A 25,468-nucleotide genomic window follows, 5' to 3' on the forward strand; every position below is an offset into this window, starting at 1 on the left:
ACAAAAACGGCACAGCAGGTGTATGGATTCCTGCTGTGCCGTTTTTCTATGTGCCGCGGTTGTTAGAACAACTTCTCCGCGAGCACAATCGTCTGTTCGCGCGAGGGGCCGACGGAGACGATGCCGAGGGCGATGCTCGTGACCTCCGCCATGCGCGCGAGGTAGCGGCGCGCGTTCTCTGGGAGCGCGTCATAGCTGCGGATGCCGGAGATGTCGGTCTGCCAGCCCGGGAAGGTCTCGTAGATCGGCTCGACCTCGGCGAGGACATTCAGGCTTGCGGGGACGCCTTTGAGGACTTCGCCCTTGTACCGGTAGCCCATGCAGATCTTGATCTCGTCGAATCCGTCGAGGATGTCGAGACGCGTGACCGCCATGTAGTCAATGCCCGAGAGCATCCCCGCGTGGCGGACAACGACGGCATCGAGCCAGCCTGTGCGGCGCGGACGCCCCGTTACTGTGCCGAACTCATGTCCTGCGCGGCGCAGTTCCTCGCCGATGTCGTTCAGCTGCTCGGTGGGGAAAGGTCCCTCGCCGACGCGCGTGCAGTACGCCTTCACGACGCCGACGACGGTGTCGATCCTCTTCGGCGCAACGCCCGCGCCGATGGTGACGCCGCCCGAGATGGGATGCGAGGCGGTGACGTACGGATAGGTGCCGTAATCGATGTCGAGCATCGTTGCCTGTGCGCCCTCGAAGAGGATCTTGCGCCCCTCTGCGATCTCCTCGTTGACGAGGGGGATCGTGTCGGTGACGAAGGGGCGCAGACGCTCGGCGTAGCCCTTGTATTCGGCGAGCAGATCCTCGTAGACGAGCGGCGCGTGGTCGTACGCCGCCGCGAGCTCCGCGTTCTTGCGTTCGAGGTTCTTTTTGAGTTTTTTTGCAAACTCGTCGCCGTCCATGAGATCGCAGACGCGAATGCCGACGCGGTCGTCGCGGTCCATATAGCAGGGACCGATGCCGCGCCCCGTCGTGCCGATCTTGTCCGCGCCGCGCTGCGCGTCGCCGATGCCGTCCATCAGACGGTGATAGGGCATGACGACGTGCGCCCGGTCGGAGATGCGAATATTCGACGCGTCGATGCCGCGCGCCGCGAGGGCGTCCATTTCCTGTAAACATACCTCGGGATCAAAGGCAACGCCGTTCGCGATGATGTTGTGCGTCCCCTTGTAGAGGATGCCGGACGGCAGCAGGCGCAGCTTGTACTCCTCGCCGGCCGCAACGACCGTGTGCCCCGCGTTGCAGCCGCCCTGATAGCGGACGACGGTGTCGGCGCGCTCCGCGAGGTAATCGACGATCTTTCCTTTTCCTTCGTCGCCCCATTGTGTGCCCGTGATAACGATGGTTGACATGATCTCAGTCCCCTTTTTCTAAAAACCCGTTCCCTTACAGGTCAAAACGCTTGAAGATTTCATCCACGTTGCGGAGAAAATACTTATAATCAAAGCAGTCGTCTATCTCCTGCACTGTCAAATACGAGGAGATGTCCGCGTCGTGTTCGATGTTCGTGCGGAAATCCTCTTTTTCGAGCCAGCGTTTCATGGCGTTGCGCTGTACCCATACATACGCGGTCTGGCGCATGACGCCCTTATTCACGAGCGCCGTGAGGATGCGCTGACTGTAGATGAGCCCGCCCGTGCGCCCCATATTGTGGAGCATGGCGTCGGGATAGACGAGGAGCTTGTCGACGATGCCCGTGAGCTTTGCGAGGCAGTAGTCCACGTTGATCGTGCTGTCCGGCAGGATGACGCGTTCGACGGAGGAGTGCGAGATGTCGCGCTCATGCCAGAGCGTCATGTCCTCGAGCGCCGCGACGGCGTTGCCGCGTACGAGACGCGCCATGCCTGAGACGCGCTCGCAGTTGATGGGGTTGCGCTTGTGCGGCATCGCGGACGAGCCCTTTTGCCCCGCCTTGAAGAACTCCTCCGCTTCGCGGATGTCCGTGCGCTGGAGATTGCGGATCTCGGTCGCGATTTTCTCCATCGTGCCCGCGATGATGGCAAGCGTCGTGACGAGCTCGGCATGGCGGTCGCGCTGGATGACCTGCGTCGCGAGGCGGACGGGCATGAGGCCGAGCCGTTTGCAGGTCAGCGCCTCGATGCGCATGTCGATGTTGGAGTAGGTGCCGACCGCGCCCGAGAGCTTGCCGACGGAGACGATCTCCTGCGCGCGCGTCAGCCGTTCGATGTCGCGTTCGATTTCCGCGCTCCAAAGGAGGAGTTTTAGCCCGAACGTCATCGGCTCCGCGTGGATGCCGTGGGTACGCCCGATGCACGGCGTATGGCGGAACTCGTCCGCACGGCGGCGGAGGACGGTGCGGAACTCCCGGAGTCCTTTGAGAATCAGCCCGGCGGCGTCGCGCATCATGATGCAGTACGCCGTGTCCTTCACGTCGCTTGAGGTCAGGCCTTTGTGGATGTATTTGGAGTCTTCGCCGACATTCTCCTCAAGGTTCGTGAGGAAGGCGATGATGTCGTGGTCGGTCGTCTTTTCGATCTCGTTGATGCGGGCGACGTCGAACTTCGCCGTGCGGCGGATGTTCTCCACGGCCGCGGCGGGAATCTCCCCGAGTTCCGCCATCGCCTCGCACGCCGCGATCTCGACGTTCAGGATGGTCTGCCACTCGTTCTCGATCGACCAGAGACGCCCCATCTCCGGCCGCGTATAGCGCTTGATCATCAAAATCCTCCTGCGCGCATGCGCATAGACATAAAACAACACTTATATCATATATCCCCATGCGGCGAATGTCAACGGGCGCGGCGCTCCGTGGGGACGATTTTACAGGAATACGGGCGTAGCCGGCGTTCCATTTCTATTTCAGACGTTCTGCGGTATAATAGAAAAAGAAAGGAGGCGTGTGCGATGGCATTTCGGCGGATCTTAGCCGTGGGGGATGTGCACGGCGACGCGGCGCGGCTGCGGGCGCTGTGGAACGAGATTTCATTTGACGACGCGCAGGATCTGCTCGTCTTTCTCGGGGACTATATCGACCGCGGCCCCGCGCCTGCAGAGGCGCTTGCCTTTGTGCGTATGCAGACGGAGCGGAACGAGAACGTGCACGCCCTCATCGGCAATCATGAGGCGATGATGCTCGCGTATCTCGCCGAGAACGGGATCGACGGTTTCGCCCCGACGCATCTTTGGCAGTGCAACGGCGGCGATGCGACGCTCCGCAGGCTTGCCGCGCTGCCGCGCGCGGAGGCGGAGGAACTGATCCGTTTTGTCAAGGGGCTGCCGCTCTATTTCAGGATGAGCTATGAGGGGCGGAGCATCCTCTTCGTTCACGCGGGCATCGATCCCGCGCGTGAGAAACAGCGCGAACGGGATCTGCTCTGGATCCGGGACGTTTTTTTTGAGCGTTATGCCGGCGAGGAACTCATCGTCGTGGGGCACACGCCGACACAGTTCCTCGGCGCGCGGCGAGATCTTACGCGCACGGCGCCGATCTTCTTTCCGAACAACATCGTCGCCTGCGATACGGGCGGCTTCCTCCCGGGCGGGCGCATCAGCTGCGTGGACGTGCGGCGGTATCTGGATCTGCGCGCACGCGGCGGGATGCCGACGGCGGACGAGATCGCCTCCTGTTATGTGCAGAGCGCGGCAAAAGGCGCCGCCCACACGGCGAAAAATACTTGACTTGGAGCGCACGCGAGGGGGTATCATGTAAATTCGCACGACGCTCGAATCTATCTCTACAGAAAGGAAAACGATATGGGAGATCATCAGCCTATCAGCCGCCGCACATTCATCAAAGCCGCCGCCGTGGTGACCGGCGTAATCGCGGCAGGCGGCGCGGCGGTTCTGCGTCTGGGGGCATTCGGGCGCGTCTTGGATACGGCGCCGCACGAACTGCCGGGGTCGCTCTATGTGGAACGCCTGCGCCAGATCGTCACGCAGGATCCGGGACATACGCGCGTCATTATGTGGGAAGCCGCGCGTGCAGAGGGCCTCGTCGTAGAGGTGTGCGAGGAGGGGGCGGCAGAGGGAAATGCGCGCAGGTTCCCCGCATCCGCGGCCTATTTTTCAGACGACGGCATCGATGTGCGTCAGTATACCGCGGCGGTGGAGGGCCTCTCGCCGGGCACATCCTACCGGTACCGCGTTGCCGCGGGCGATACGGCGACGAACTGGCAGCCGCTTTTTGCGCCCGCCCGGGATGAGACGTATAAAATGCTCATCTTTCCGGATTCGCAGTCGAGCGACTATTCCGATTGGATACGGATGGCGCATCTCGCATGGGCGCGGAACACGGACGCGCAGATCTTCTGCAATATGGGGGATCTGGTGGACAACGGCGAAGACCGTGCGCAGTGGGTCGCTTTTTTCTCCGGGATCGACGAGATGCAGCGTGCGATACCGTTTGTGCCCGTCATGGGGAACCACGAAACGTATGACCGCAGCTGGAAGGTGCGCCTCCCCGCGGCATATCTCAATTATTTTGACGTGCCGAAAAACGGGAGCATGCAGTTCGAGCGCTATTATTATTCCTTTGATTACGGCGACGTGCATTACGTCGTCCTCTGCACGCAGCAGCAGGAGATCGGGGACTTCAAAGACGGACTCGTGGAGGAACAGCTCGCGTGGATCCGCCGGGACATCAATGCGCGGCGCAGGAAATGGAACGTCGTCCTCATGCATAAGGACGTCCTGCAGTACCGTATCAACGGGCGTCCCGAACGAACCGAGGGGTTCAGCGAGGACGGGAATATATGGATGCCGGTCTTTGATGAACTCGGAATCGACATTGTATTTACAGCGCATTTACATACCTACCGCAATCGCGGGCATATCTTTCACTTTGCTAAGACGCCGGACAAGAAGGGACCGCTGTACATCATCACGGGCGTCGCGGGCAACGTCCGCTACCCGAACCTCTGGGTCGATCATGCGATGGACGAGGCGACGCTCCCGCAGCCCGAGACCGACAACTACCTCACGATGGAGGTCGGGGCGGATGCCGTCGAGATCGCGTGCTTCCTGCCCGACGGCACCGAGATGGATCGCGTGCGGGTGGAGAAAAATAAATCGTTGAAAAAACGAGACGGCCGGCAGCGAGGCACGTCTCATTTTTAGCGTTTCGGGATAGAAAAACCGCCCCATCATGGCCGTGAAACCATGATGGGGCGGTTCGTTTTGAGAGACTTGCGTTTAGAAACTCCACCGAACGCCGGCATCCATACGCCAGTCGGTCTTGATGTCTCCGCCGAAGGTTTTCTCGAAATTACCGTAGAGACTCGTCTTGTCGCTGAGCTTCAAGGTACCGCCGAGCTGCGCGCCGACCCACGTATCCTTAAAGTCCTGATGCGTGTGCTTCCACGGATTGATCCCGTCGGAATAATCGGTATGCAGACTGCCGGAGAAGGCGTGGTAGAGCGATACTTTCGCAAACCATGTGCTCCGATTCGTCTCGCGGCCGAATCCGATGCCGAGCCGGCCGATGAGGCTGTTGAACGCGCCCTGCCGCACGTACATCTTCTGGTATACGCCGCCGACCATGTAATCGGTGCTGCCCGCATAATTCGCGCCGTTCAGATGCGTGTAGATCAGTTCGGCCTGCGGCTCGATGAAGCCGCTGTTCTTCGCGCGAATACGCTTGCCGTATTCCGCGGAGAGCGATCCGCCCCATGCGCCGTAGTCGCCTTTGACATAGTGTCCGAAATCGTTGTAGACGGAGTATTCGTTCGTGAGACGCCCCACCTTTGCGATGAGGTCGACATACTGCCCGCCCTTGCCCGTCCACGTGCCATAGACGCCGAGGTTGCCCTCTTTGTTCTTGCCGCTGCCGCTCGCATAGCTCGAAGAGCCCTTCATATAGCTGCCGGCAAGACCGACGCGCCAAGCGGGGGAGACCTTCCAATCGTGCCCGACCTGGATCGTCGTATAGTTCATGTGGAAGTCCGCACGGTCCTTGTCGCTGCTCGCCTTGCCGCGGTAGAAACGCACCCATGTGCCGAGTTTCTCCGGGGAGAGGCGCAGATCGCCGAGACGCTTCATGAGGTCGTTCGATTCCGCGCGCCATGCCATCGTCGAGGCCGTCATCGCCGATTTAACCCCGCTCATGAGCTTCGTCTCGTAGTCGCCGTACTGGATATCCGAGAGCGCAACGCGCGTGACGCCTTGGCTCAGACCGTTGGCACCCAAACGCACGCGATAGGTCTTTGCCGATGTCGTCATGCCGTCGGCGATCGCGGCGTTGAGCCGCAGGCCCTTGACCCCTTCGTTTTCGATATTGCCGCTGTCGCCGCTGTAAACGAACCGCTTTGCGAGTGTCTCGGCGACTTTTTCATCGCCTGCGTCGTTGCCGCTGAACGCGTCGGTCGCAAGCGTCAGAGAATTGTTGGCGCCGATGATGTTTTGAACGGTGAATCGCCCGGTGTTCCCAAGGGTCAGTACGCCGTCGGACGTCGCCGTTCCGCGGTACAGGACTTTAGCGGTCCCTTCGTAGTCGCCGATGCGGACTTCCTGATTCGACTGCTGTACGATGGTGCCTTGTGCGGAGAGTTTCGTCAGATCCGAAGCGCCCGTCACATTCCATACCGCCGTGCGGCCGAGCGTCAGCTCCCGCGTCCCGGTCGGCACTCCCGCGCGGTAGAAGGATGCGCCGCTCTTTGCCGCAGCACCGATACTTCCGGTGAACACGGTGCCCTCGCCGTCGAGGGTGACGGCCAGATTGCCGCCCTTGCTGATAATATCGCTCTTCAGCACGGAGTTCTTGCCGGTCATTCTGAGATTGAACGTCCCGTCATTCTGCGTGATATTGCCGACGAGCGAACTTGTCTTGCCTGTGCCGTCCAGCTTGACGGTGCCGCCGTTGTTCTCGATGGCGCCTTTGATGTCAAAGCCGGAGAGAAGCGTTACGGAGGACCCTGCCGCGGCACGGATGCTGCGGCTGTCTTTCCCGCCCGTTGCATTGATGGCCATGCGGTCGCCTGTGATGTCCACCTTGCTGTTCGCGCCGGCGTCAATGCCGTAGTTCTTGGCATTGATGGTGAGCTTCGTACCGGAGCCGCCCGTGATGTCGATGGGCTTTCCTTGGCTTGCCGTGATGCCGCTGTCCGCGGTGATGTCGGTCGTCTTGCTGAAGTAGTATTTGCCGTTTTTCAACACGCCGCCCGTCGCATAGACTTCATCCTGATCCGCATCGCCGGTGATCCCCTGTGTGAATGCGGTCGTCACCTGCGTATCCGGAATATCGATCGAGGGCTTATAGGCGTAACCGCCTTGTCCCGTCGTCTCGTTGAATGTGATGTTCTCCGAGTGGCTCACGGACGATGTCGTGAGACCTTCGGCGATCTCCGTCTTGCCCGTGAGGTTGCGCTCGCCCGTCGTATACGCTGTGTAGTAGAGTTTGTTCGCAAGGGCGTTCAGCGTTGCGCTGACGAGGTTCCGATCGGCCGCTTTGGTTGAGGCCGTATTGAGACCGTTGCTGTCTGTGCGCAGGGTGATCGTGCTGCCCGCCGCCGCCTTGTTGATCTTGACGCTGCCGCCGTAGATCTTGGTGGGGAAGGCGGCGTCATGCCCGTAGAACACGCGCGTATGACCGCTGTAGTTATCGATCGTGATGTCCTTGTCGTTCTTTTGGAAGATCAGGCCCGCATGCGCCGCGTCATGTCCGCCCGTGAGCTTTGCGAGGCGGCTGCCCGTGAAGCCGTTGGGCATACTGCCGTATGCTTCGTTCGTCCATGCCGCACCATTCTGCAGCCAGAGATTGACGGAGCCGGCGCCGGAGGCAAGTCCCTTCCAGTACGAATTCGTGCCCGTCAGCGCGGCGTCCACACGGCTTACCGCATCCTTTGCGGTAATGCTGCCGTCCAAGGTGACATTGCCGCTGCCGACAGCGCTGTCCTTGACATTGACGCTGATGCGGCCGTCCTTGTCGGCAAAGAGCGCTGCGGATTCCGCCGCGCCTGCCGCGGTCTTTGCATGCAGTCCTTCCAGCGAAATGGTGCCGCCGGAGGCCTGTACCGCTTTGCTGTTCTTCGTGCCGGCGACATCGATCTCCGTCATGCCTGCGATCGTCGTCGTGCCGCCGATATTCCAGATGCCCCATGCGGATTCCGCCGCGGCGTCGTTCGCCAGGAGACGCAGGGTCCCGGCCTTGATGTCAAGGGCCTTTCCGGCGGAACTCTTGATCGCGGCGATTTCCTTGACGCTTGCCGTTTTGCCGCTCGTATTCACGGTCAGCGTGCGGCCCGAGGCGTCAATCTTGACGTCGTGATTCGGCGCGATCGCACCCGCGTTCATGTTTGATCCGCTCTGGTAGTTGATCGTCGAATCCTTCGTGAAGCGGTAGGTGCCGTCGGCCTGCTTGACATGTGCGTCGACATATTCCTGATCCGTCGAGCCGAATATGCGCTTTGTGAACTCGGTCTTGGACTGTTCCTCGGGCTCATCCTGCGCGGGCGTGTAGACGTACCCGCCCTTGCCGGTCGCGCTGTCGAATGTGATATTCTCGACGCGCTTGCTGGCCGACGAAGCGGTCAGCCCCTCGGCAATTTCCACCTTGCCGAGCAGGTTGCGTTCGCCGGAGACGTAGCCCGTGTACCAGAGCTTATTCGCGAGGGCGTTCAGCGTCGCGCTGACGAGGTTCTTGTTCGCAGCCTTTGCCGACTCTGTGTTCAGCCCCGCGTTGTCCGTGACCATCGTAACGCCGCTGTCCACAGTCGCCTTAGCGATCTTTAAATTACCGCCGCTGATCGTCGTGGGGGAGGCGGCATCATGCCCGTAGAACACGCGCGTATGCCCGCTGTAATTGTCGATCGCGATGTCCTTGTCGTTCTTTTGGAAAATCACGCCTGCATGCGCCGCATCGCTGCCGCCTGTGAGCTTTGCGAGGCGGCTGCCTGTGAAGCCGGTCGGCGCGGTGCCGTACGCTTCATTCGTCCATGCAGCGCCGTTTTGCAGCCACAGATTGACGGAGCCGTCGCCGGAGGAAATACCTTTCCAGTACGAATTCGCGCCCGTCAGCGCGGCGTCCACGCGGCTTGCCGCGTCCTTTGCGGTAATGTTGCCGTCCAAAGTGACACTGCAGCTGCCGACAGTATCGTCTTTGACATTGACGTTGATGCGGCCGTCCTTGCCGGCAAAGAGGGCTGCGGATTCCGCCGCGCCCGCCGCAGTCTTTGCATGAAGGCCTTCCAGCGAAATGCTGCCGCCGGAAGCCTGTACTGCCTTGCTGTTCTGGGTGCCGGCGACATCGATCTCCGTCATGCCGGCAATCGTCGTCGTGCCGCCGATATTCCAAACGCCCCATGCGGATTCCGCCGCGGCGTCGTTCGCCAGGAGACGCAGCGTCCCGGCCTTGATGTCAAGGGTCTTGCCGTTCGCACTCTTGATCGCGGCGATTTCCTTGACATTTGCCGTTTTGCCGCTCGTATTCACGGTCAGCGTACGGCCCGAGGCGTCGATTTTGGTATCGTAGTTCGGCGCGATCGCACCCGCATTCATGTTCGATCCGCTCTGGTAGTTGATCGTCGAATCCTTTGTGAAGCGGTAGGTGCCGTCGGCCTGCTTGACATGCGCGTCGACATATTCCTGATCGGTCGAGCCGAATATACGCTTCGTAAACGCGGTCTTGGACTGCTCCTCGGGTTCGTCCTGCGCGGGCGTATAGACGTAGCCGCCTTGACCGCTCGTTTCGTTGAATGTGATACTCTCCACACGCTTGCTCGCCGACGAGGTCGTGAGCCCTTCGGCGATCTCCGCTTTGCCGAGCAGGTTGCGTTCGCCGGAGACGTAGCCCGTGTACCAGAGCTTGTTCGCGAGGGCGTTCAGCGTCGCGCTGACGAGGTTCTTGTCCGCGGCCTTCTTTGACTCCGTATTCAGGCCGATATTGTCCGTGCGCATCGTGACGGAGCTGCCTGCGGCCGCCTTGTTGATCGTGGTCCTGCCGCCGTAGATCGTCGTCGGCGCCGCTGCGTCGTGACGATAGTTGATCGTCGTGCTGCCGCTGAAATTGTCGATTTCGAGGTCGCCCGTCTCGCCGAGGCCCTTTTCTGTGATGGAGGAGCATTTGCTTTGTACCGCCGCGCCGGGGACGCCCGTTTGATCGAGGCTGTTGCCCTCGCCGAGGAAACGGTTCGTTCCCGTCATGTCGATGAACCCGCCGCTGCCGCTGAAGTCTTTGACCCTGCTGATGGCGTCGACGCCCTTCCAGCCCTTCTGTTCCGGCGTGATCGCGTTGTACCACGTCGCGCCGTCATTGAGGCTGAGCTTCAAGCTCTTTTCAACATTAAAACCGATCCACCGCGTATTCGCGCCGGACATCTCGACGTTCATGACGCCGATGGAGAAGCCCTTCCAGTAGGCGCCGTTCTTCATAAAGAGATTGACGACGCCGTCCTGTCCCTGCGTCACGCCGTAGCCGTGCGAATCGACATAGTTGCCGAGCCAGTACGATCCCGCGGTCGAGAGGCCGACGTTGATGCGGCCCTTTGTGCCCATGCCGCCGTTTGTGGAGAAATCGCCCTCGATGACCGCGCGGTTCGTTCCGGCGCCGGTAGCGACGCCGTTCGCGTCCTTCGTAACGTTGAAGTTGACCACGCCCGTATTCTGCGTGACAAACTCGCCGTAGGCGCGGATGGCCGCCCATGCGTCGCCGACCGCCTTGATCGTGCCGCCGCCGATGTCGATCGTCGAGGCGACGGCGCTCACGGCTTCGTTCGCCCCTTTCTTTGTCCCTTTGGCCCCGCCGTCCGCCAGGACGTCAACGAGGCCGTCGATCGTGATGTTGGACCGGGCGCCCGGCACACCGTTCATCGTCTTGATGACGGCGACGTTTGTCTTGCCGTCTGCATTGTTGGCGCGCACCTTGAGCACCTTGGATTCGAGGTCGCCGCCGCCGTTCTTGATGTGCACCTTGCCGCCGCTGTTGGCATAGACCGCGGCCGTTTGGGAGCTGCTCGTGTTTTCCGCATTGACGGTGATCGCGCCGGCGTTCTCGATGTTCAGCTGTGCGCCGTTGCCGATCGCCGTGATCCCCACCGTGCTCATGTCGGTCTTCGTATTGACGGTCAGGTTCCGTCCTCTGAGATCGATGTTCACAGGATTCTTTATGTCAGAATTCGAGACTGCCGCACTAAATGTTCCGAGCCATGCGCCCGCCTTGATTTCGGTGACGCCGGGGGCGATCACGGTGTCCTTTGTAAAGACATAGCTGCCGTCTTCCTGGCGTACGCCGGCTTCCGTATACTCGGCGTCGTGCGCCGCTTCGCCCACGATGCCTGTGGTGAACGTGGTCTTGGTCTGCTCCGTCACGGTCGGCGTGCCGTAGGTGCCCTTGCCGGTCTCCGCATCGAACGTGATGTTTTCGATGCGCTTGCTCGCTGAAGAACCCGTGAGTCCTTCGGCGATTTCCACCTTGCCCGTGAGGTTCCGTTCGCCGTCCTTGTACGCGCGGTACCACAGCTTATTTGCCAGTGCGCCGAGCGTCTCGTCCACGAGCTTCTTCTCGGCCGCCGAGGCTGCGGCGTCCGTATTCAGTCCCGTATTGTCCGTCGCCACGGTGACGCCGCTGCCCGCCGCCGCGTGGTTGATCAGCAGCGCGCCGCCGATGATCTTTTTCGGCACGGCGGCATCATGCTTGTAGAAGACCCGCGTGTAGCCGCTGTACTGATCCGCCACGATGGGATTGGCCTCGTTCTGGAAGATCAGACCGGCGCGGTCCGGCGAGGAGCCGCCGACGAGAGAGGCGACCCGGCTGCCCCAATATCCCTGCGGAGATGCCGCGGCCCCGTTGATGTTGTTCCATGCGGCGCCGTTCTGCAGCCACATGTTGATCGTGCCGTCGCCAAAGGCGAGCCCCTTGAGATACGAAGAAGGCCCTGTGAAAGCGACGTCGATCCGGCCCTGCGCATCCTTCGAGACCACATTGCCGTCCAGTCGGACCGCGCTGTCGCTCGCCGTGCCGTTCTTGACGTTGACGTTGATTCGCCCATAGCAGGCATAGAGCGCGGCGGAGTCCTTCGCGGCGGTATTCACCTTTGCGCTGAGGCCGTCCAGCGTCATCGTGTCGTCATAGGCGTGGACGCCGTGACTGATCTCCGTGCCGCCGACCTCGATTTCCGTCATGCCCGCAATGGACAGCGTCCCCTTATAACCCCGGATGCCGTATGCATTTTCCAAATGGTCCTTGGAATTTTTATCGGTCACCAACAGGCGGAGCGTACCGGCTTTGATATTGAGCTTGTGCGTTGGCGCCAGCATGATGCCTGCGGCTTCTGTGGCCCGTTCCTCTGCGCCGTCAGTTGTGATCGTCAGCACGCGGCCCGAGGCGTCGATGTCCAGGCCCTTTTTGGGCCTGATCACACCATCTCTTGAATTCTTTTGATAGGTGATCGTCGTGTCCTTTGTGAAGCGGTAGCTGCCGTCGTCCTGACGGACCTGCGCATCGACATATTCTTCATCGGCGTCGGCATCACCCGTGAGGGGGGTGGTGAATTCCGTCGCCGTCTGTCCGGGCTGTGCGGGGGTGTAGACATAGCCGCCCCTGCCGGTCGCGCTGTCGAACGTGATGTTCTCGACGCGCTTGCTCGCCGACGAAGCGGTCAGCCCCTCGGCAATTTCCACCTTGCCGAGGAGATTGCGCTCGCCGGAGACGTAGCCCGTGTACCAGAGCTTGTTCGCGAGGGCGTTCAGCGTCGCGCTGACGAGGTTCTTGTCTGCCGCTGTTTCCGACGCCGTATTCAGCCCCGTGTTGTCCGTGACCATCGTGACGCCGCTGTCCGCCGCAGCTTTGTTAATTCTCAGATCGCCGCCGCTGATCGCGGTGGGGGAGTCGGCGTCATGTGCGTAGAACACGCGCGTATGGCCGCTGTAATTGTCGATCGTGATGTCCTTGTCGTTCTTCTGGAAGATCAGGCCCGCATGCGCCGCGTCGGCGCCGCCCGCGAGCTTTGCGAGGCGGCTGCCCTGCCAGCTGGCGTCGGCCGAGGATTTGAGCTCGTTCGTCCACGCCGCACCGTTGGCAAGCGTCAGATTGAATTGCCCGACATCGTGCGCCGTAAAGCCGCCCGTGCCTAAATCCTTGCGGTCGACGGCATAGAGCGCCGCACCGTGCCAGGAGGAATCCGCGGTCGTCAAAGAAGCGGAAAGCGTGCCGCCCGACGAGAAGTCGACCAGCTTGCCGCCGCTGTACTCGGCGACCTTCTTGCCATACTCCCGCGTGAGGTACATGTCGCCCGTGATATTCGTCTTTTTATCGCCGGCCGCGTTGATGTTCACCGTGCCCTTTGTCGCGTGCACGGCGTAGTACTGCTTCGTATGGTCGGCATCCTCCGCCGCGGAGATCGTGCCGCCGCCGACATCGATCACGCTGTCCGCGCCGACCGTCTGCAGTACGCTGCCCTTGATATTCTGAATATCGACATTGCCCTTGACTGTGATCTTAGTCTCATTGCCTGTCGTTTTGAGCGCAGCCAGATTGCGCCCGTCATCCGCCGTATGTTTCGGATCCACGCGATCAGCCCGTATGGACTGCACAGTGAGATCGCCGTCGATCGTGACATCGCTCGGGGAACCAATGGTACCGGATGTCTGAATCGCCGTCGCATTGTATCCCTTTGCATGAACATCCTCGATGACGACAGGTCCCTGAATATAGATATGGGAATTTGCATCCGACTGGATGCCGGTAGCCGCACGCGTATCCGTATTCGATGCCTTGATGGTCAGCGCCTTTTCTTCGCCGCTGTTCACAATTCGGATGCTCTTGTTGTTGCCGCCGTAAATTGCGCTGGAAATCTGGTTCTTACTGTTTGCCTCAAGGTGCAGACTATGACCGTTCATATCGACGACCATCGGATGCTGCTTATCGTATGCAGTATTATCCGTGTAGAGCGCGGAGACAATGCGGTTGCCCTTGGTATTCGGCTGTGTAGCAATCGCCTGGCGATCATAGGTCAGTGTCTCGGATTCCGTAATCGGATCAGTCGTTACTTCCGAAGCCGGCGTATAGACATAGCTGCCCTGTCCGCTTGCCGTATCAAACGTGATGTCCTCGATGCGCTTGCTTGCAGCGGACGTCGTCAAGCCTTCGGCGATCTCCGCCTTGCCCGTGAGATTCCTCTCTCCCGTCGTATAGGCCGTGTACCAGAGCTTGTTGGCGAGCGCATTGAGCGTCGCGCTGACACGGTTCTTATCCACCGCCTTCGTCGATTCCGTATTGAGACCGACGCTGTCCGTCGTCAGCGTAATGGCGCTTCCTGCTGCCGCGTTCTTGATCCGGAAGTCTCCGCCGATCATCGTCGTCGGCGTCGCAGCATCATGCGCATAGAATACGCGCGTATGGCCGCTGTAATTGTCAATCGTGATGTCCTTGGCGTTCTTCTGGAAGATCGCGCCTGCATTGTTGGCATTACTGCCACCCTTCAAAGAGGCAAGACGGCTGCCGGCAAAGGTATAATCATAGTCATACCCAAGCTGGTTATCCTCTTTATCCGGCACGGTGCCGCCATATTGTTCGTTGTTCCAAACAGCACCGTTCTGCAGCCAGAAGTTGATCTTTCCCTTGCCAAAGGCAAGACCGTTCACTCCTGAATCCTTATTCACCATAGCGACATCGATACGGCTCGCTTCGCCCATAGCTCCAACATTGCCATCAAGCTTTACCGTATGGCTGCCTGCGGAACCGTCTTTGGCGTTGACATAAATCTGCCCTGTTGAGCCGGTGAAAAGCGCCGTTGCATCATCGTAGGTCGCCACCTTTGCTTTCAGCCCTTCAAGCGTTACCGTTCCTTCGGTCGCTTCCACAGCACGACTCGATTCATATCCGGTTGCATCTATTTCTGTCAATCCCGAAACATTAGTTGTTCCACTCTCATTCAGGATTCCCCAAGAATTCAAAGCATCGCTCACTTCATTTTTGTTCGTGAGCAATCGGAGCGTATCTGCTGTAATATTGAGTTTTTTACCTGTATTCTTGATGGCTGCCGCTTTTTGCGCCCCGTGCACCTTTGTTTCAACGGTAAGCGTATGAGTTGATGCATCGAGTCTCACATCTTCCGTAGGAGTGATGACTCCGGCATCTTCGTTATCCGTATTGGCATAGCTGATGGTCGAATCCTTCGTAAAGCGATATGTGTCATCTGCCTGCCGGACATGTGCGTCCACATATGCTTTGTCCTTGGATTCGCTCCCGAATAGACGTGTGGTGAACTCCGTCTCCGTCTGTTCCTCGGGCGGCGGGGGAGGAGTTTCGCCATTGCGCGGGTCGTTCGGGTCATATGCTCCTTTTACAGAATTGAACGTGATGTATTGGTTTATCGCCGAGGTCGTTGCGCCCTCTGCAATTTGCAGTTTCCCCGTGAGCTTGTTGTCCTTATAGCTTTTATAGGTCAGCTTTTTCGCAAGTGCGCTGAGGACATCCAACTGATTGGCGGCGGTCACGCCCGCGTGATCCGTGCGCAGCGTCACAAAAGATCCGTCGGCAGCACGGTTAATGATGGTATCGCCCGAAGAGAATGCCGTCGGTGTCGCCGCATCATGCGCATAGTCGATGTTCAGATACCCGCCGTTGTAGTTTTCGATGGTGAGCTGATTGGTATCGTTCTGTCGGATAATGCCGGCTTTGGCCGCATCCTTTCCGCCGGTGAGCGATGCGAGCGTACTCCCCATGAAGGTTGCGTCGCTGAGCGCTTTGTTTGTCGCATTATAGTCCGCATTGTTCCAGACGGCGCCGTTTGCGAGCGTCAGATTGACGCCGCGGGCGGCGCCACTTCGCATGAGAGCCGATGCCGGTGCGGAGTAGAACGCGTCGTATTCGTCATCTTCTTCTTCCGGTACCGCTTGATGAATAACGCCGTTGAGAACGGAGTTCTCCGTCGTCAGCGTCAGGTTCGTATGGCTCTCGGGACCGCTGTAGATATTGCCGTTCAGGATGACGTCGCCCTTGCCGCGCTCGTTCACCGTGATGGTTCCGTCATTGTTGTAAACGGACCATGCGGCGGCGGCATCTTTATTGATATTGACCTCAACGCCGTCGGTCTCAATGGCCGCGCCCCGCGAGGCAAACAAGCCCTGCCCCGTCAGCTTCGCGTTGATGTTCAGCACGAGATTCCCGTTGACGCGAACGGTCGATCCGGACTGGTTGTTCCAGATGCCGTAGGCGCGGAAATTATCGCTGGCTGCATTGACCCGCAGGCGATTCGCCGTAATCGTAATGCCGCCGTCGCTGCTGTTTTTGATGCCGGTTCTTAGGTTTTGCCCGCGCACCGATACGTCCAGATTGTGCCCGCCGGCATCAACGACAAGACCGCTGCCGTCGGTGCTGTTATTGCCGATGCCCTCCCGATCCTTGTCCTTCGTGAGGTTAACCGTTGTATCCTTGGTAAATTTATAGTGATTCCCCGCTTGCGCCACATGATCGTCCACATATTCCTGCCCCGCCTCATGGGTGATCGGTGTGGTAAACTCCGTCTTCGTCTGCTCGTTTGCCGGCGGCTTTGGCTGCGGTTCCTCGCCCTTGTTGCGCGGGTCGCTCGGGTCGTAGGCGCCCTTTTCGCCGCCGAAGGTGATGTACTGGTTGATGGACGACATGGTCAGCCCCTCGCCGATCGCGAGCTTGCCCGTGAGCCTGCCGTCCGTGTAGTTTTTGTACGTCAGCTTGTTGGCGAGCGCGCCGAGCACGTCCTTTTGATTGTCCTTCGTCACGCCGTCCACATCGGTAAAGAGTGTGAACACGTTCTCCGTGCCGACGGCTTTGCCCACGACAATATCCCCGCCGCGGATCACGGTGGGGGAGGCGGCGTCATGCGCATAGATCGCCGCGGTATGGCCGCTGTAGTTGTCGATGGTGAGCGCGTCCGCATCCTTTTGATAAATGATGCCGCGCGACGCCTCGTCCGCGCCGCCGTAGAAGTTCGTTACGCGGCTCCGGCCGACATAGTTCGCCGCGGCACGGGACTTGACCATCGTGCCCGCGCCCATGTCCTCGTTGTCCTGATAGTAGCGCGCGTTGCGGCCTTCGTTGAGCCACTTTGCGCCGTTCTGCAGGTAGAGGTTCGCCGTACCGCCGCTGTCGACGAGACCGTGCAGATATGAATTGTTCGTTGTGAGCGCGACGTTCAGCTTGCCCGTGGACAGCGCAAAAAGATCGCCGTCGAGCCGCACATCCCGCGTCCCCGGCGTCTTGCCGTCCGTGCCCGTATTCATGCTGATCGCGCCCTGGTAGGCGGCGAGCGCATAGTAGCTGTACGCCATGCCTGCGGGCACCTGAATGCTGCCGCCGCCGATATGGACGGTGCTATCCTTCGCATTGGTCGTCACGCCGTTGCCGTAGACGGTCATATCCACATTCCCGTTCACGGTCACGTTGCTCTTTTCGACCTGCGTGAGGATGCCCGCATTGTTAAAGCGCGAGAATACGTTCTCACGGTTGATGGGGATGCCCCATTCGTCCGTGCGCGCGCCCGCGATCTTCAGATCGCCGTTGATAAGGATATTCGAATGGGCGCTCGCTTCGTAGGATTTCTCGCCGAGGCGGTCGCTCTTTTGCACGGCGACGCCGTTGCCGCCGTAGCCGCCCGACATGGAGATGTTGACGGGGGCGTTGATCGTGATCTGCCCGGCCTTGTTCTTCGCTGCGTCGAGCTGGATCGCGTTCGTCAGCGTGTTGCCGTTCTTCCAGCCGCGCGTGATGATGTTGACCTCGGACGCGTTCACGGTGACGTTTTTGCCCTTGCCGGCGTAGATGCCCGTCGGGTTGCCTACGGTGTTCTCCGTCTGCAGCTGCAGGCGGTGGCCCGCGGCGTTGATGTCGATGTTCTTCCCGGCGGCGTAGATACCCGCGAGGACATTCGTCGATGCGTTGCCGATCCGGTCCCTGCCGATATTGATGAGCGTATCGGCACTGTAGTTTTGTGACGCTGTCACGGGAGCCGTCGCGCTGCCGTTCTGCCAAACGGCATGCGGATTCGCCGCCGGTGTGGCCGTGGTGCCGCCAAGCTCTGCGGGCAGGGCGAGGACGACGGACGCCGTCGGGCCGTAGACGTGATCCGGTTCGAGCATGGTGATCTTGTTAAACCTGCTGAACGATTTGTTTTCAGAAAAATCCTTGGCCTGCCATTTGTATTTCTCCACGGCGTCGCCGTCCGTATAGGCACGCAGTGTGTCGCCGAGTTCCAGCCAGAGGCGCTTCGTATAGTACTCGGCGTTGAGCTTGCCGAACCAGCCTTCTTCCTGCGTGACGGAGACGATCTCTGTCCAGTCCTCCGGATGGTCGGAGAGCAGGTTGGATACGGTCGTCTGATAGACCTTCGCGTCGATCTGACTGCCGTTCGGGTTCAGATTGTACGTCATCACATATGCCGTGCCGTTCGGCAGCGTCTTGACGTCACGGAAATCCTGTCCCGTCGCCTTGACCTGATCCGGCACGTTGATGCGGCGCTGCGCCGTGCTCGTCAGCTTGCCGTTCTCATCGACCTGCGCCACGTTGACCGCGGTATAATGGACGTTGCCCTTCCCGTCGTAATGCTGATAGCCGCCGATGCAGGAGACCATGATGTAGTCGTTGAACTTGTTCAGCCGCCCCTGATCGATGTTGCGGCTGATGCGCGTATAGCTGCCGAACTTCAGGCTGCCGTCGTCCTGGATGTCGTACTGCATGAGGAAGCCGTCGTCGTAGGGATCGTAGTTCGCAAGCGGATTGACGGATGTCGCCACATAGAGCTTGCGTCCCACGACGAGCAAAGCCTCGCCGTGCACCCGCGCGAGGTTCGGATCGCCCGTATAGGTCTTGTCGTCGTCCTCGTTGCGGAACGTCTCGTTGAAGTTGTAGCCGCAGTATTTCTTGATATCCTCCTTGAGGTCGACGGCGGCACGTTTGTTTTCCCTCAGGACAGCGCCCCGTTGTTGGGCAACACCGATCTTGCCGAGATCGTAGCCCGTCACATAGATATAGTTGTCGCTCGCCGCCGCGGCGTGGGCATTCGGTACCGCCTCGATCTTACCCGCCGCCTCCATTGCAGCCGCACCTGAGGAATTCGGGTCGAGCAGCATATTCGCCTCGAGCTCGGTCGTACTGTATGTATATTGCCGCATAAAGATTTTGCTCTTGCCGCGCTGGTGGAAATTAAACGAGGCAGGGTCGCGGTTCAGCCCCTTGTACACGCCGACCATCGGCGTGCCGTCAATCTCCGTCGTCACGCGCGAGCCGTTGACCGCGCCCATCTCGCTGTTCCCGTAGTCCGAAGGAATGGTCGAGACGAGCGCCGCCGCCCCCGCGGTCGCGCTCCAGAGGAGACTGCCGAAGACCAGGGCACTGAGCCGCAGCCGGCGTCCCTTACTGAAATAGCTGTTCATCATGTTCCATCCTTTCTCTAAAACTCATAGCGGAAACTCATATAGTAGCTGCGTCCCTGCAGCGGGTACTCAATATTGACGGCGCCGGGGTGACTGCCGAATGCCTGCAGGCTGTTCACTTTCAGCTTCGGCCCGCGGTCGAACACGTCGTTGCAGCCGAGGGTAAGCGTCATATCCTTGCGCGGCGACCACTTCAGCCCCATATTGAAGGTCATATACGGTTCTGTCGGGCGTCCGCTCAGCTCCGGTTCCGAAAAGTCAATCATGTAATGCGTATAGTATTTCGACATATAATGTCCCTCGCCGAAGAACAGCCAGCGCTCCGTCGGGCGGTAGGTCAGACGCAGATTGCCCTCCCATTCCGGCTGGTACGTCGGGTGAACGTCGTACCATGGGTAGTGAACGCCCGGTGAGGAATCCTGCCGCTGCACGGCGATCTTGAGGTGTGTTCCTTCAAGATCAAGGTCAAACTTCTTCCAGTGGAAATTTGTCTGCAGCTCGAACCCGTGTACCTTGCCGCGCACGTCGTTGAAGAACGAACTGTAGGTCAGACCCGCGCGGTAGAGCTGCAGCATGCGCTGTGTGTCCCGCCAGAAATAAGTGATTGTCGTGCGGTTGGTCGCGCCGAGGAATTTCCCGTCCCAGATCGCGCTGAGGTCGAACTGGTTGCCGTACTCCGGCTGCGGGAACACGGATTCCTTGGCCACCCAATTCCGCGGCCGCGGCAGGATGCCCGCGCCGTCGCCCGCAATCTCGTACATGTTGAGCAGGCGGAAATAGGTGCCGCCCGTCATGCGCATGGAGAACCGGTCGTTGAACACGCGCTTGAGGGCGAGCTGCCATGTGACTTTTTGATCCACTTGACTGTCCTTCGGATGGATCCAATGATAGGTCTTGCGCGGGTCGAATCGGCCGAACTGACTGTATCCTATGATCTTCGATCGGTTAAAGCGGACGCTCGGCGTCAGCTGCCAGGAACCCCGGTCGTCGAATGTGATCGTGTCCTGCAGCTGCGCGTTGAAGATTTCCTGATCATACTGATTGCGCATCTGTGCGTAAAAGTTCAGGTATCCGGTCGCGACGTCTTGAATTACCTTATCCAGCCCGTCGCCGTCGATCTTCATGCGTTCGTGCGAGTAGTTCATCTGGAAGTCGAGCAGGTTCCGATTGCTGATCTGGTAGCTGCCGTCGATCTGCATGTTGTACTTATCGGAGTTGTAGCGGCTCCATTCGCGCATAGGAACCATTTCCCAGAATCGGTCGTTGTTGATGTGCTCGGCACGGTAATCTTTATTCTGGTGCAGGTAGTCGAGCATCCAGCCCCAGTCGAGTCGTCCGTGCGAATGCCGGTTCTCCACCATCAGTTCCGAGGCGTTGATCGTTTGATGGCGGCTGTCGAATCTGTATAGATCTCTGTCTAGATCTACCAAGAGCCCGGGGTCGATCAGATCGTGGTAGCTGTTTTGGTAAATCCACAAGCTGTTCGGCAGATGGCGGTTGATGGTCTTGTACGTGCCTTTGATCATCCAGTTCTTGTTCTGCCATTTCAGCATCGCGTCCGTATTTTTGTAATCGTTGTACTTGCGCCAACGCCGTGAATCGTTCGCCGCATCCGCTTTATGTTTATAGTGGGTGTTGATCTCATCCCACCAGTCTGCATAATCCTGCTCCCATGTGAGTCCAAAGTGCGTTGCCGGCCAATTCGCACGTTCCGACGGCGTCGCTTTCTCCATTTCCCTTATGATATTCATTCGCTCTTGGTAGCCTCTGCCGTCGACACTGTTATCCATCCACTGCTCCGCCGCGTAGCTGCGATACGGGAAATCCCCGTCGCGCGACTCGTGGTTGAACCCAAAGAGGAGACTGCCGCTGCCGACGGGCGCGGTGATCTCGACCGACGCCTTCTTCGAGCCGAACGAACCGGGGCCGACCTCCGCCGAGCCGTGCGTGCCCTGCGGCTTTTTCGTCACGATATTCACGACGCCGCCGATGAACGTCCCGCCGAACCGCGCGGGGATGTAGCCGCGGTAGACCTCGATGCGCTCGACGTTGCGGATGGGGATCGCGGAGAGATCGACCGCCGCGTCGCCGCCGAGATTCGTCAGGACGCCGTCGATGAAGACGCCGACCTGCGCCGCCGTCGAGCCGCGCACCGTGACCGTCGTGTACTGTCCCTTGCCGTTGACCTCGCGCACATGTACGCCCGGCACCATCTGGAGGAAGTCGGGCAGGGACTTCTGCTCGCCCTTGAACTCCTCGGGGCGGATGACCGTCACGGTGCCGGGGGAGAGACTCTCCTCCCAGTCGGGCCGCTTTGCCTCGACGGTGATGTCCGGGGTGGTATATTCCTGCGGCGGGTTCGCGGACGGCGCATCTGCGGGCGCGGCATACGCCGTCCGCGTTGCCGCGGCGGCAAGCAGCATCCACAGAACGCCCGCGGTCAATCGTTTTGTGTTCCGATGCTTCGACATGAAAGAGCCTCCAGTCTTTTTAGAAATACAGTGGTATCTTCAAAAAATATAGACAATAGATCCTATACCGAATCCCTTTCCCCAAATAAAAATCCGTCTGTGCCAAACGATCGGCACAGACGGATGTCATGCATATGAAAAGAATATCCGGCGCAGAAAAAATTCCGGCCGGAGACACGTATTCCTTAGGTCATAGACGTGATCCCCTACCCATCGCTCGCAGGTACCGGCTCTTGAAACGGTTCAAAAAACCGACGGTGATGCTGAAACGGGCAAGTCTCCCGGCTCGGAATCATCGCGCGGCTGCGCCTTCCCGGGGGGATTCTCCCCAGTGGCGTTTTTGCAGCGTTGCTCCTCCTTACGGTGGCGGGACCGCTTCGGCTTATACCGAATTCCTTATGAAGTCTTCCGACACCCGTTTCCTTCCATATTTATTTTTTATTCTTATATTAACATCCCGAGTATTATTTCGTCAACAGGAATATAGATTATATTCCGACGATGAAAGAAGCAATATAAATCATGACGGCATGATAAGAGCCCGCCGCATATTTTTACGCGGCGATTGACGGATGAACGGATACACGTTATGGTGTCTATGAGCAAAAAGTGCGGCATGGAACATAAATTGTTCGCAGCAGGGTGAAAGCATGGAAATTAAAAGAGACGATGATATCGATGCGCTGATTCGGAAGAAAGACAACGGGCGCGTTAAAATTATTACGGGCGTCAGGCGGTGTGGGAAGTCGTACTTACTGTTTCATCTATATCAGCGCTATTTACTGGACCACGGAATCCAAGAACATCAAATTATCCATATGCCGCTCGATGAGATTGTAAATATCCGTTATCGCAATCCGTTCGAGCTGAACGATTTTATCGAGGCTAAGATCGCGGACTAGTCGGTACGCTACTATGTCTTTATCGATGAAATACAGTTATCTGCGGAGCTGCCGAATCCGTATGTGGATGACCCGAATGAAAAGATTACGTTCATCGATACTGTGCTTGGGTTGATGAAACGTAAGAATGTGGATATTTATGTCACGGGAAGCAACTCTAAAATGCTGTCAAGGGAAGTGCTGACACAGTTTCGGGACAGAGGCGACGAGATTCATGTGTTCCCATTGTCATTTCGTGAGTTCCTTGCGGCGTACGAAGAAATTCACGCGTCGGGGAATTTTATGGGCGGTACACGCAAAAAAAATGCGTGGCGGGACTACTGTATTTATGGAGGTATGCCGTACGTGCTTTCGCTCAAGACAGCGGAAGAAAAGAGCCGGTACTTAAAAAATCTATTTGAGGAGACGTATCTCAAGGACATCATCGAACGCAATGTAATCCGCAATGACAAGGAAGTTCTGGGGATTTTACTGGATTTTGTTTCCTTCGCGATCGGATCGCTCACCAATCCGCTAAAATTGGCGAACCGATTTCGATCGGAAAAAAAGATCAGCATATCACACAGCACGATTATGAGGTATTTGGAGTATTTTGAAGAAAGCTATATCATTGGCAGCGCGCATCGATATGATATCAAAGGTGCGGCATACTTTGAAACGCCTTTGAAATATTATTTTTCAGACCTTGGGCTTCGAAATACACGGCTGAATTTCAGGCAGATCGAAGAAACGCACATCATGGAGAATATCATTTACAACGAGTTGGTGCGGCGCGGATACAATGTCGATGTCGGCGTCGTTCCATACAGCGGGCGAGAAAGAACCGCAAACGGGCGGGAGAAAAAGATACGCGGCCAACTTGAGGTGGATTTTGTTGTCAACCGAGGGAATCGGAGATACTATATTCAATCGACACTACATATCGATGATCTGCAGAAGAGGGCACAGGAAGTGCAGTCTCTTTGCCGTATTGACGATTCGTTTCAAAAAATCGTCGTGGTGTGGGATGATATTATTCCATGGCTGGATGAGAAGGGGATCCAATATATTGGGGTGGAAGAATTTTTGTTGGATGCGGATGCAATCGATTGGGGGGGGAAATGAAAAGTTTGCGCCGTGAAATATGCGGTTTTTTTCCGATGTACGGGAAACGCCGTGCTGTTGCGTGAGATTCAGGTTCGATGTTATAATAATTACATTGAAATTCATGAAAAGAATCGGAGGACGCGGCGGATGGATGAGTTTGCATGGCGGGTGCGGCTGGCGAGGCGAAGGCGCCGAAACCGCCGGAAGTTCCGCTTTGCGGCGGGCATCATCATTGCGACCGTCGCTCTGCTGGCATGGTACCTCGGCTACTATATTCAGCGTCCCGCCTATGCGCTCGCACAGGCGGCGGAGGCGCTGGAACGGCATGATACGGAGCTCTTCCTGCGGCGCGTGAATTTGACGGAGGTCTGTGACGCGGGCTATGACGACCTCACCTATGTCCTCTTTTCACGCGATACGAATCTAAAAGAAAAGGAGCGTACGGCTTCCGGAAAGTTTTATGAAAATATCAAAGGCTCCGTAGCGGCGGGACTGGCACACTCGATAGAGGAGGGGCTGCGGAGCGGCGCTTGGCCGGATCCGCAGGGCGCCGATGTGCTGAAGGGGCGCTCGCTGGGCATCGATTACGAGTATCTGATGGAGTGCAGTCACCTGCGCGACACATCGCTGCTCGGCATTGGAGAGGTTATACGCGAGGGGAGCGCCGCAACGGCGCATATCACGGTGCGGGATGAGGGGACTGGGCTGGAGTTCCCGTTGGAACTGCGTATGGAGCGCGGTGCGCGCGGCTGGCAGGTCGTTCGTGTGACGAACTATCGTGCGTATCTCGAAGCCGTCCAGAGTGCGGCGAGCGCGGATCTCTCACGCTATATCGAGGCGACGCGTCCGATTGTCGACCGTTACAACGGCGTCTTCCGTTCAACGCAGCGTGCATTCCGGAATCTCACGGAGAGCGCGTATGGGACATATACGACGGAGTACCGCACCGCGCTCATCCGTTTGCTCCGAGAGGATATGATCCCGCTGCTGCGGAAATATCGGAGCGAGCTGGATGCCGTGGAGGTGCCTCTCGGCGCGCAGTATCTCGCGGCGCAGCGCAAGGCATCGGTCGACGCGACCGTCGCCGCGTATGAAAGTTTCGTCCGCGGGCTTGACGACGGACTGCCGGAGGAGTTCGTCCGAGCCGAGACGCTGCATAAGATCGCGCTCACCTACGATCTGCGTGTCGGCGATATGATCCGCCGCGGGGCGGTGAGCAAGGAGACGCCCGCGACGCCGTGAGGGGAAGGAGAGCCGGTGTGCAGCGATGACGCAGATCAAACGATTGGATCACTTTGTCTTAACCACCGCCCGATTGGACGAGTGTCTGCATTTTTACGCGGACGTTTTGGGGATGCGGGTCAGTCATGAAAACGGACGCTATGCGCTGTTCTTCGGCCGACAGAAAATCAACATCCACACGCGGCCGACAGAGTTCCTGCCCGCGGCGGCGTGCCCGCAGCCCGGCGCGCTCGACCTCTGCTTCGTCGTTGACGGCCCGATCGAGGAGGCACGGCGCATGCTGCGCGCGCGGGGGATCGTGCCGGAGACCGAGATTGTAAAGCGCCGCGGGGCGCTCGGGGATATGCGCAGCATCTACCTGCGCGACCCCGACGGGAATCTTGTCGAGTTGTGCAGTTATGAAACCGGGGCAAATGAAAACGCCTGAGCGAGCGCTCGGGCGTTTTGTCGTTTTGAGGGGATATTCCTCCG

At 58.8% G+C, this 25,468-nt stretch carries 9 protein-coding genes, 1 pseudogene and 1 riboswitch; of the genes and pseudogenes, 6 read left to right on the plus strand and 4 right to left on the minus strand.

The genetic code is table 11. The annotated features are described in order from the left end of the window. Positions 1-62 precede the first annotated feature (62 nt). Complete coding sequence (locus HMPREF9161_RS07445) at positions 63-1,349, minus strand: adenylosuccinate synthase (RefSeq protein WP_009729061.1); 1,287 nt, start codon at positions 1,347-1,349, stop codon at positions 63-65. A 34-nt stretch (positions 1,350-1,383) separates the two neighbouring features. Further along, positions 1,384-2,676, minus strand: coding sequence for an adenylosuccinate lyase (gene purB, locus HMPREF9161_RS07450; RefSeq protein ID WP_009729062.1), 1,293 nt, complete (start codon positions 2,674-2,676; stop codon positions 1,384-1,386). A 186-nt stretch (positions 2,677-2,862) separates the two neighbouring features. On the opposite strand from purB, the gene HMPREF9161_RS07455 reads away from it, so the two are divergent. After that, complete coding sequence (locus tag HMPREF9161_RS07455; RefSeq protein WP_009729063.1) at positions 2,863-3,636, plus strand: metallophosphoesterase family protein; 774 nt, start codon at positions 2,863-2,865, stop codon at positions 3,634-3,636. Between the two features lie 75 nt (positions 3,637-3,711). Next, entirely contained in the window at positions 3,712-5,073 is a 1,362-nt protein-coding gene (locus HMPREF9161_RS07460) for a metallophosphoesterase (RefSeq protein ID WP_009729064.1), read from the plus strand. A gap of 75 nt (positions 5,074-5,148) precedes the next feature. On the opposite strand, the gene HMPREF9161_RS07465 is transcribed toward HMPREF9161_RS07460, so the two are convergent. Together HMPREF9161_RS07465 and HMPREF9161_RS07470 are read right to left on the minus strand one after the other, a co-directional pair. Further along, positions 5,149-19,296 carry an autotransporter outer membrane beta-barrel domain-containing protein gene (locus tag HMPREF9161_RS07465; protein WP_156804657.1) on the minus strand — a complete coding sequence of 4,716 codons (14,148 nt, stop codon included), beginning with the start codon at positions 19,294-19,296 and terminating at the stop codon, positions 5,149-5,151. Between the two features lie 17 nt (positions 19,297-19,313). Then, a complete protein-coding gene (locus HMPREF9161_RS07470; protein ID WP_009729066.1) occupies positions 19,314-21,767 on the minus strand; it encodes a TonB-dependent receptor in 2,454 nt (817 codons plus the stop codon). A gap of 253 nt (positions 21,768-22,020) precedes the next feature. Continuing rightward, positions 22,021-22,201, minus strand: a riboswitch (cobalamin riboswitch). 216 nt (positions 22,202-22,417) lie between these two features. On the opposite strand from HMPREF9161_RS07470, the pseudogene HMPREF9161_RS10080 reads away from it, so the two are divergent. The 4 genes and pseudogenes from HMPREF9161_RS10080 to HMPREF9161_RS07485 all read left to right on the plus strand — a co-directional run. Beyond that, positions 22,418-22,903: pseudogene (locus tag HMPREF9161_RS10080) on the plus strand (AAA family ATPase); the annotation flags it as partial. Between the two features lie 102 nt (positions 22,904-23,005). Further along, positions 23,006-23,773, plus strand: coding sequence for an ATP-binding protein (locus HMPREF9161_RS10085; RefSeq protein WP_255344694.1), 768 nt, complete (start codon positions 23,006-23,008; stop codon positions 23,771-23,773). A 129-nt stretch (positions 23,774-23,902) separates the two neighbouring features. Next, the gene (locus HMPREF9161_RS07480; RefSeq protein WP_009729069.1) at positions 23,903-24,997 is read left to right on the plus strand and encodes a hypothetical protein; all 1,095 of its coding nucleotides are present in this window, start codon (positions 23,903-23,905) and stop codon (positions 24,995-24,997) included. Between the two features lie 25 nt (positions 24,998-25,022). Continuing rightward, entirely contained in the window at positions 25,023-25,424 is a 402-nt protein-coding gene (locus HMPREF9161_RS07485; protein WP_009729070.1) for a VOC family protein, read from the plus strand. Positions 25,425-25,468 lie beyond the last annotated feature (44 nt).

Source organism: Selenomonas sp. F0473 (assembly GCF_000315545.1).
In the GTDB taxonomy this organism is placed as follows: domain Bacteria; phylum Bacillota; class Negativicutes; order Selenomonadales; family Selenomonadaceae; genus Centipeda.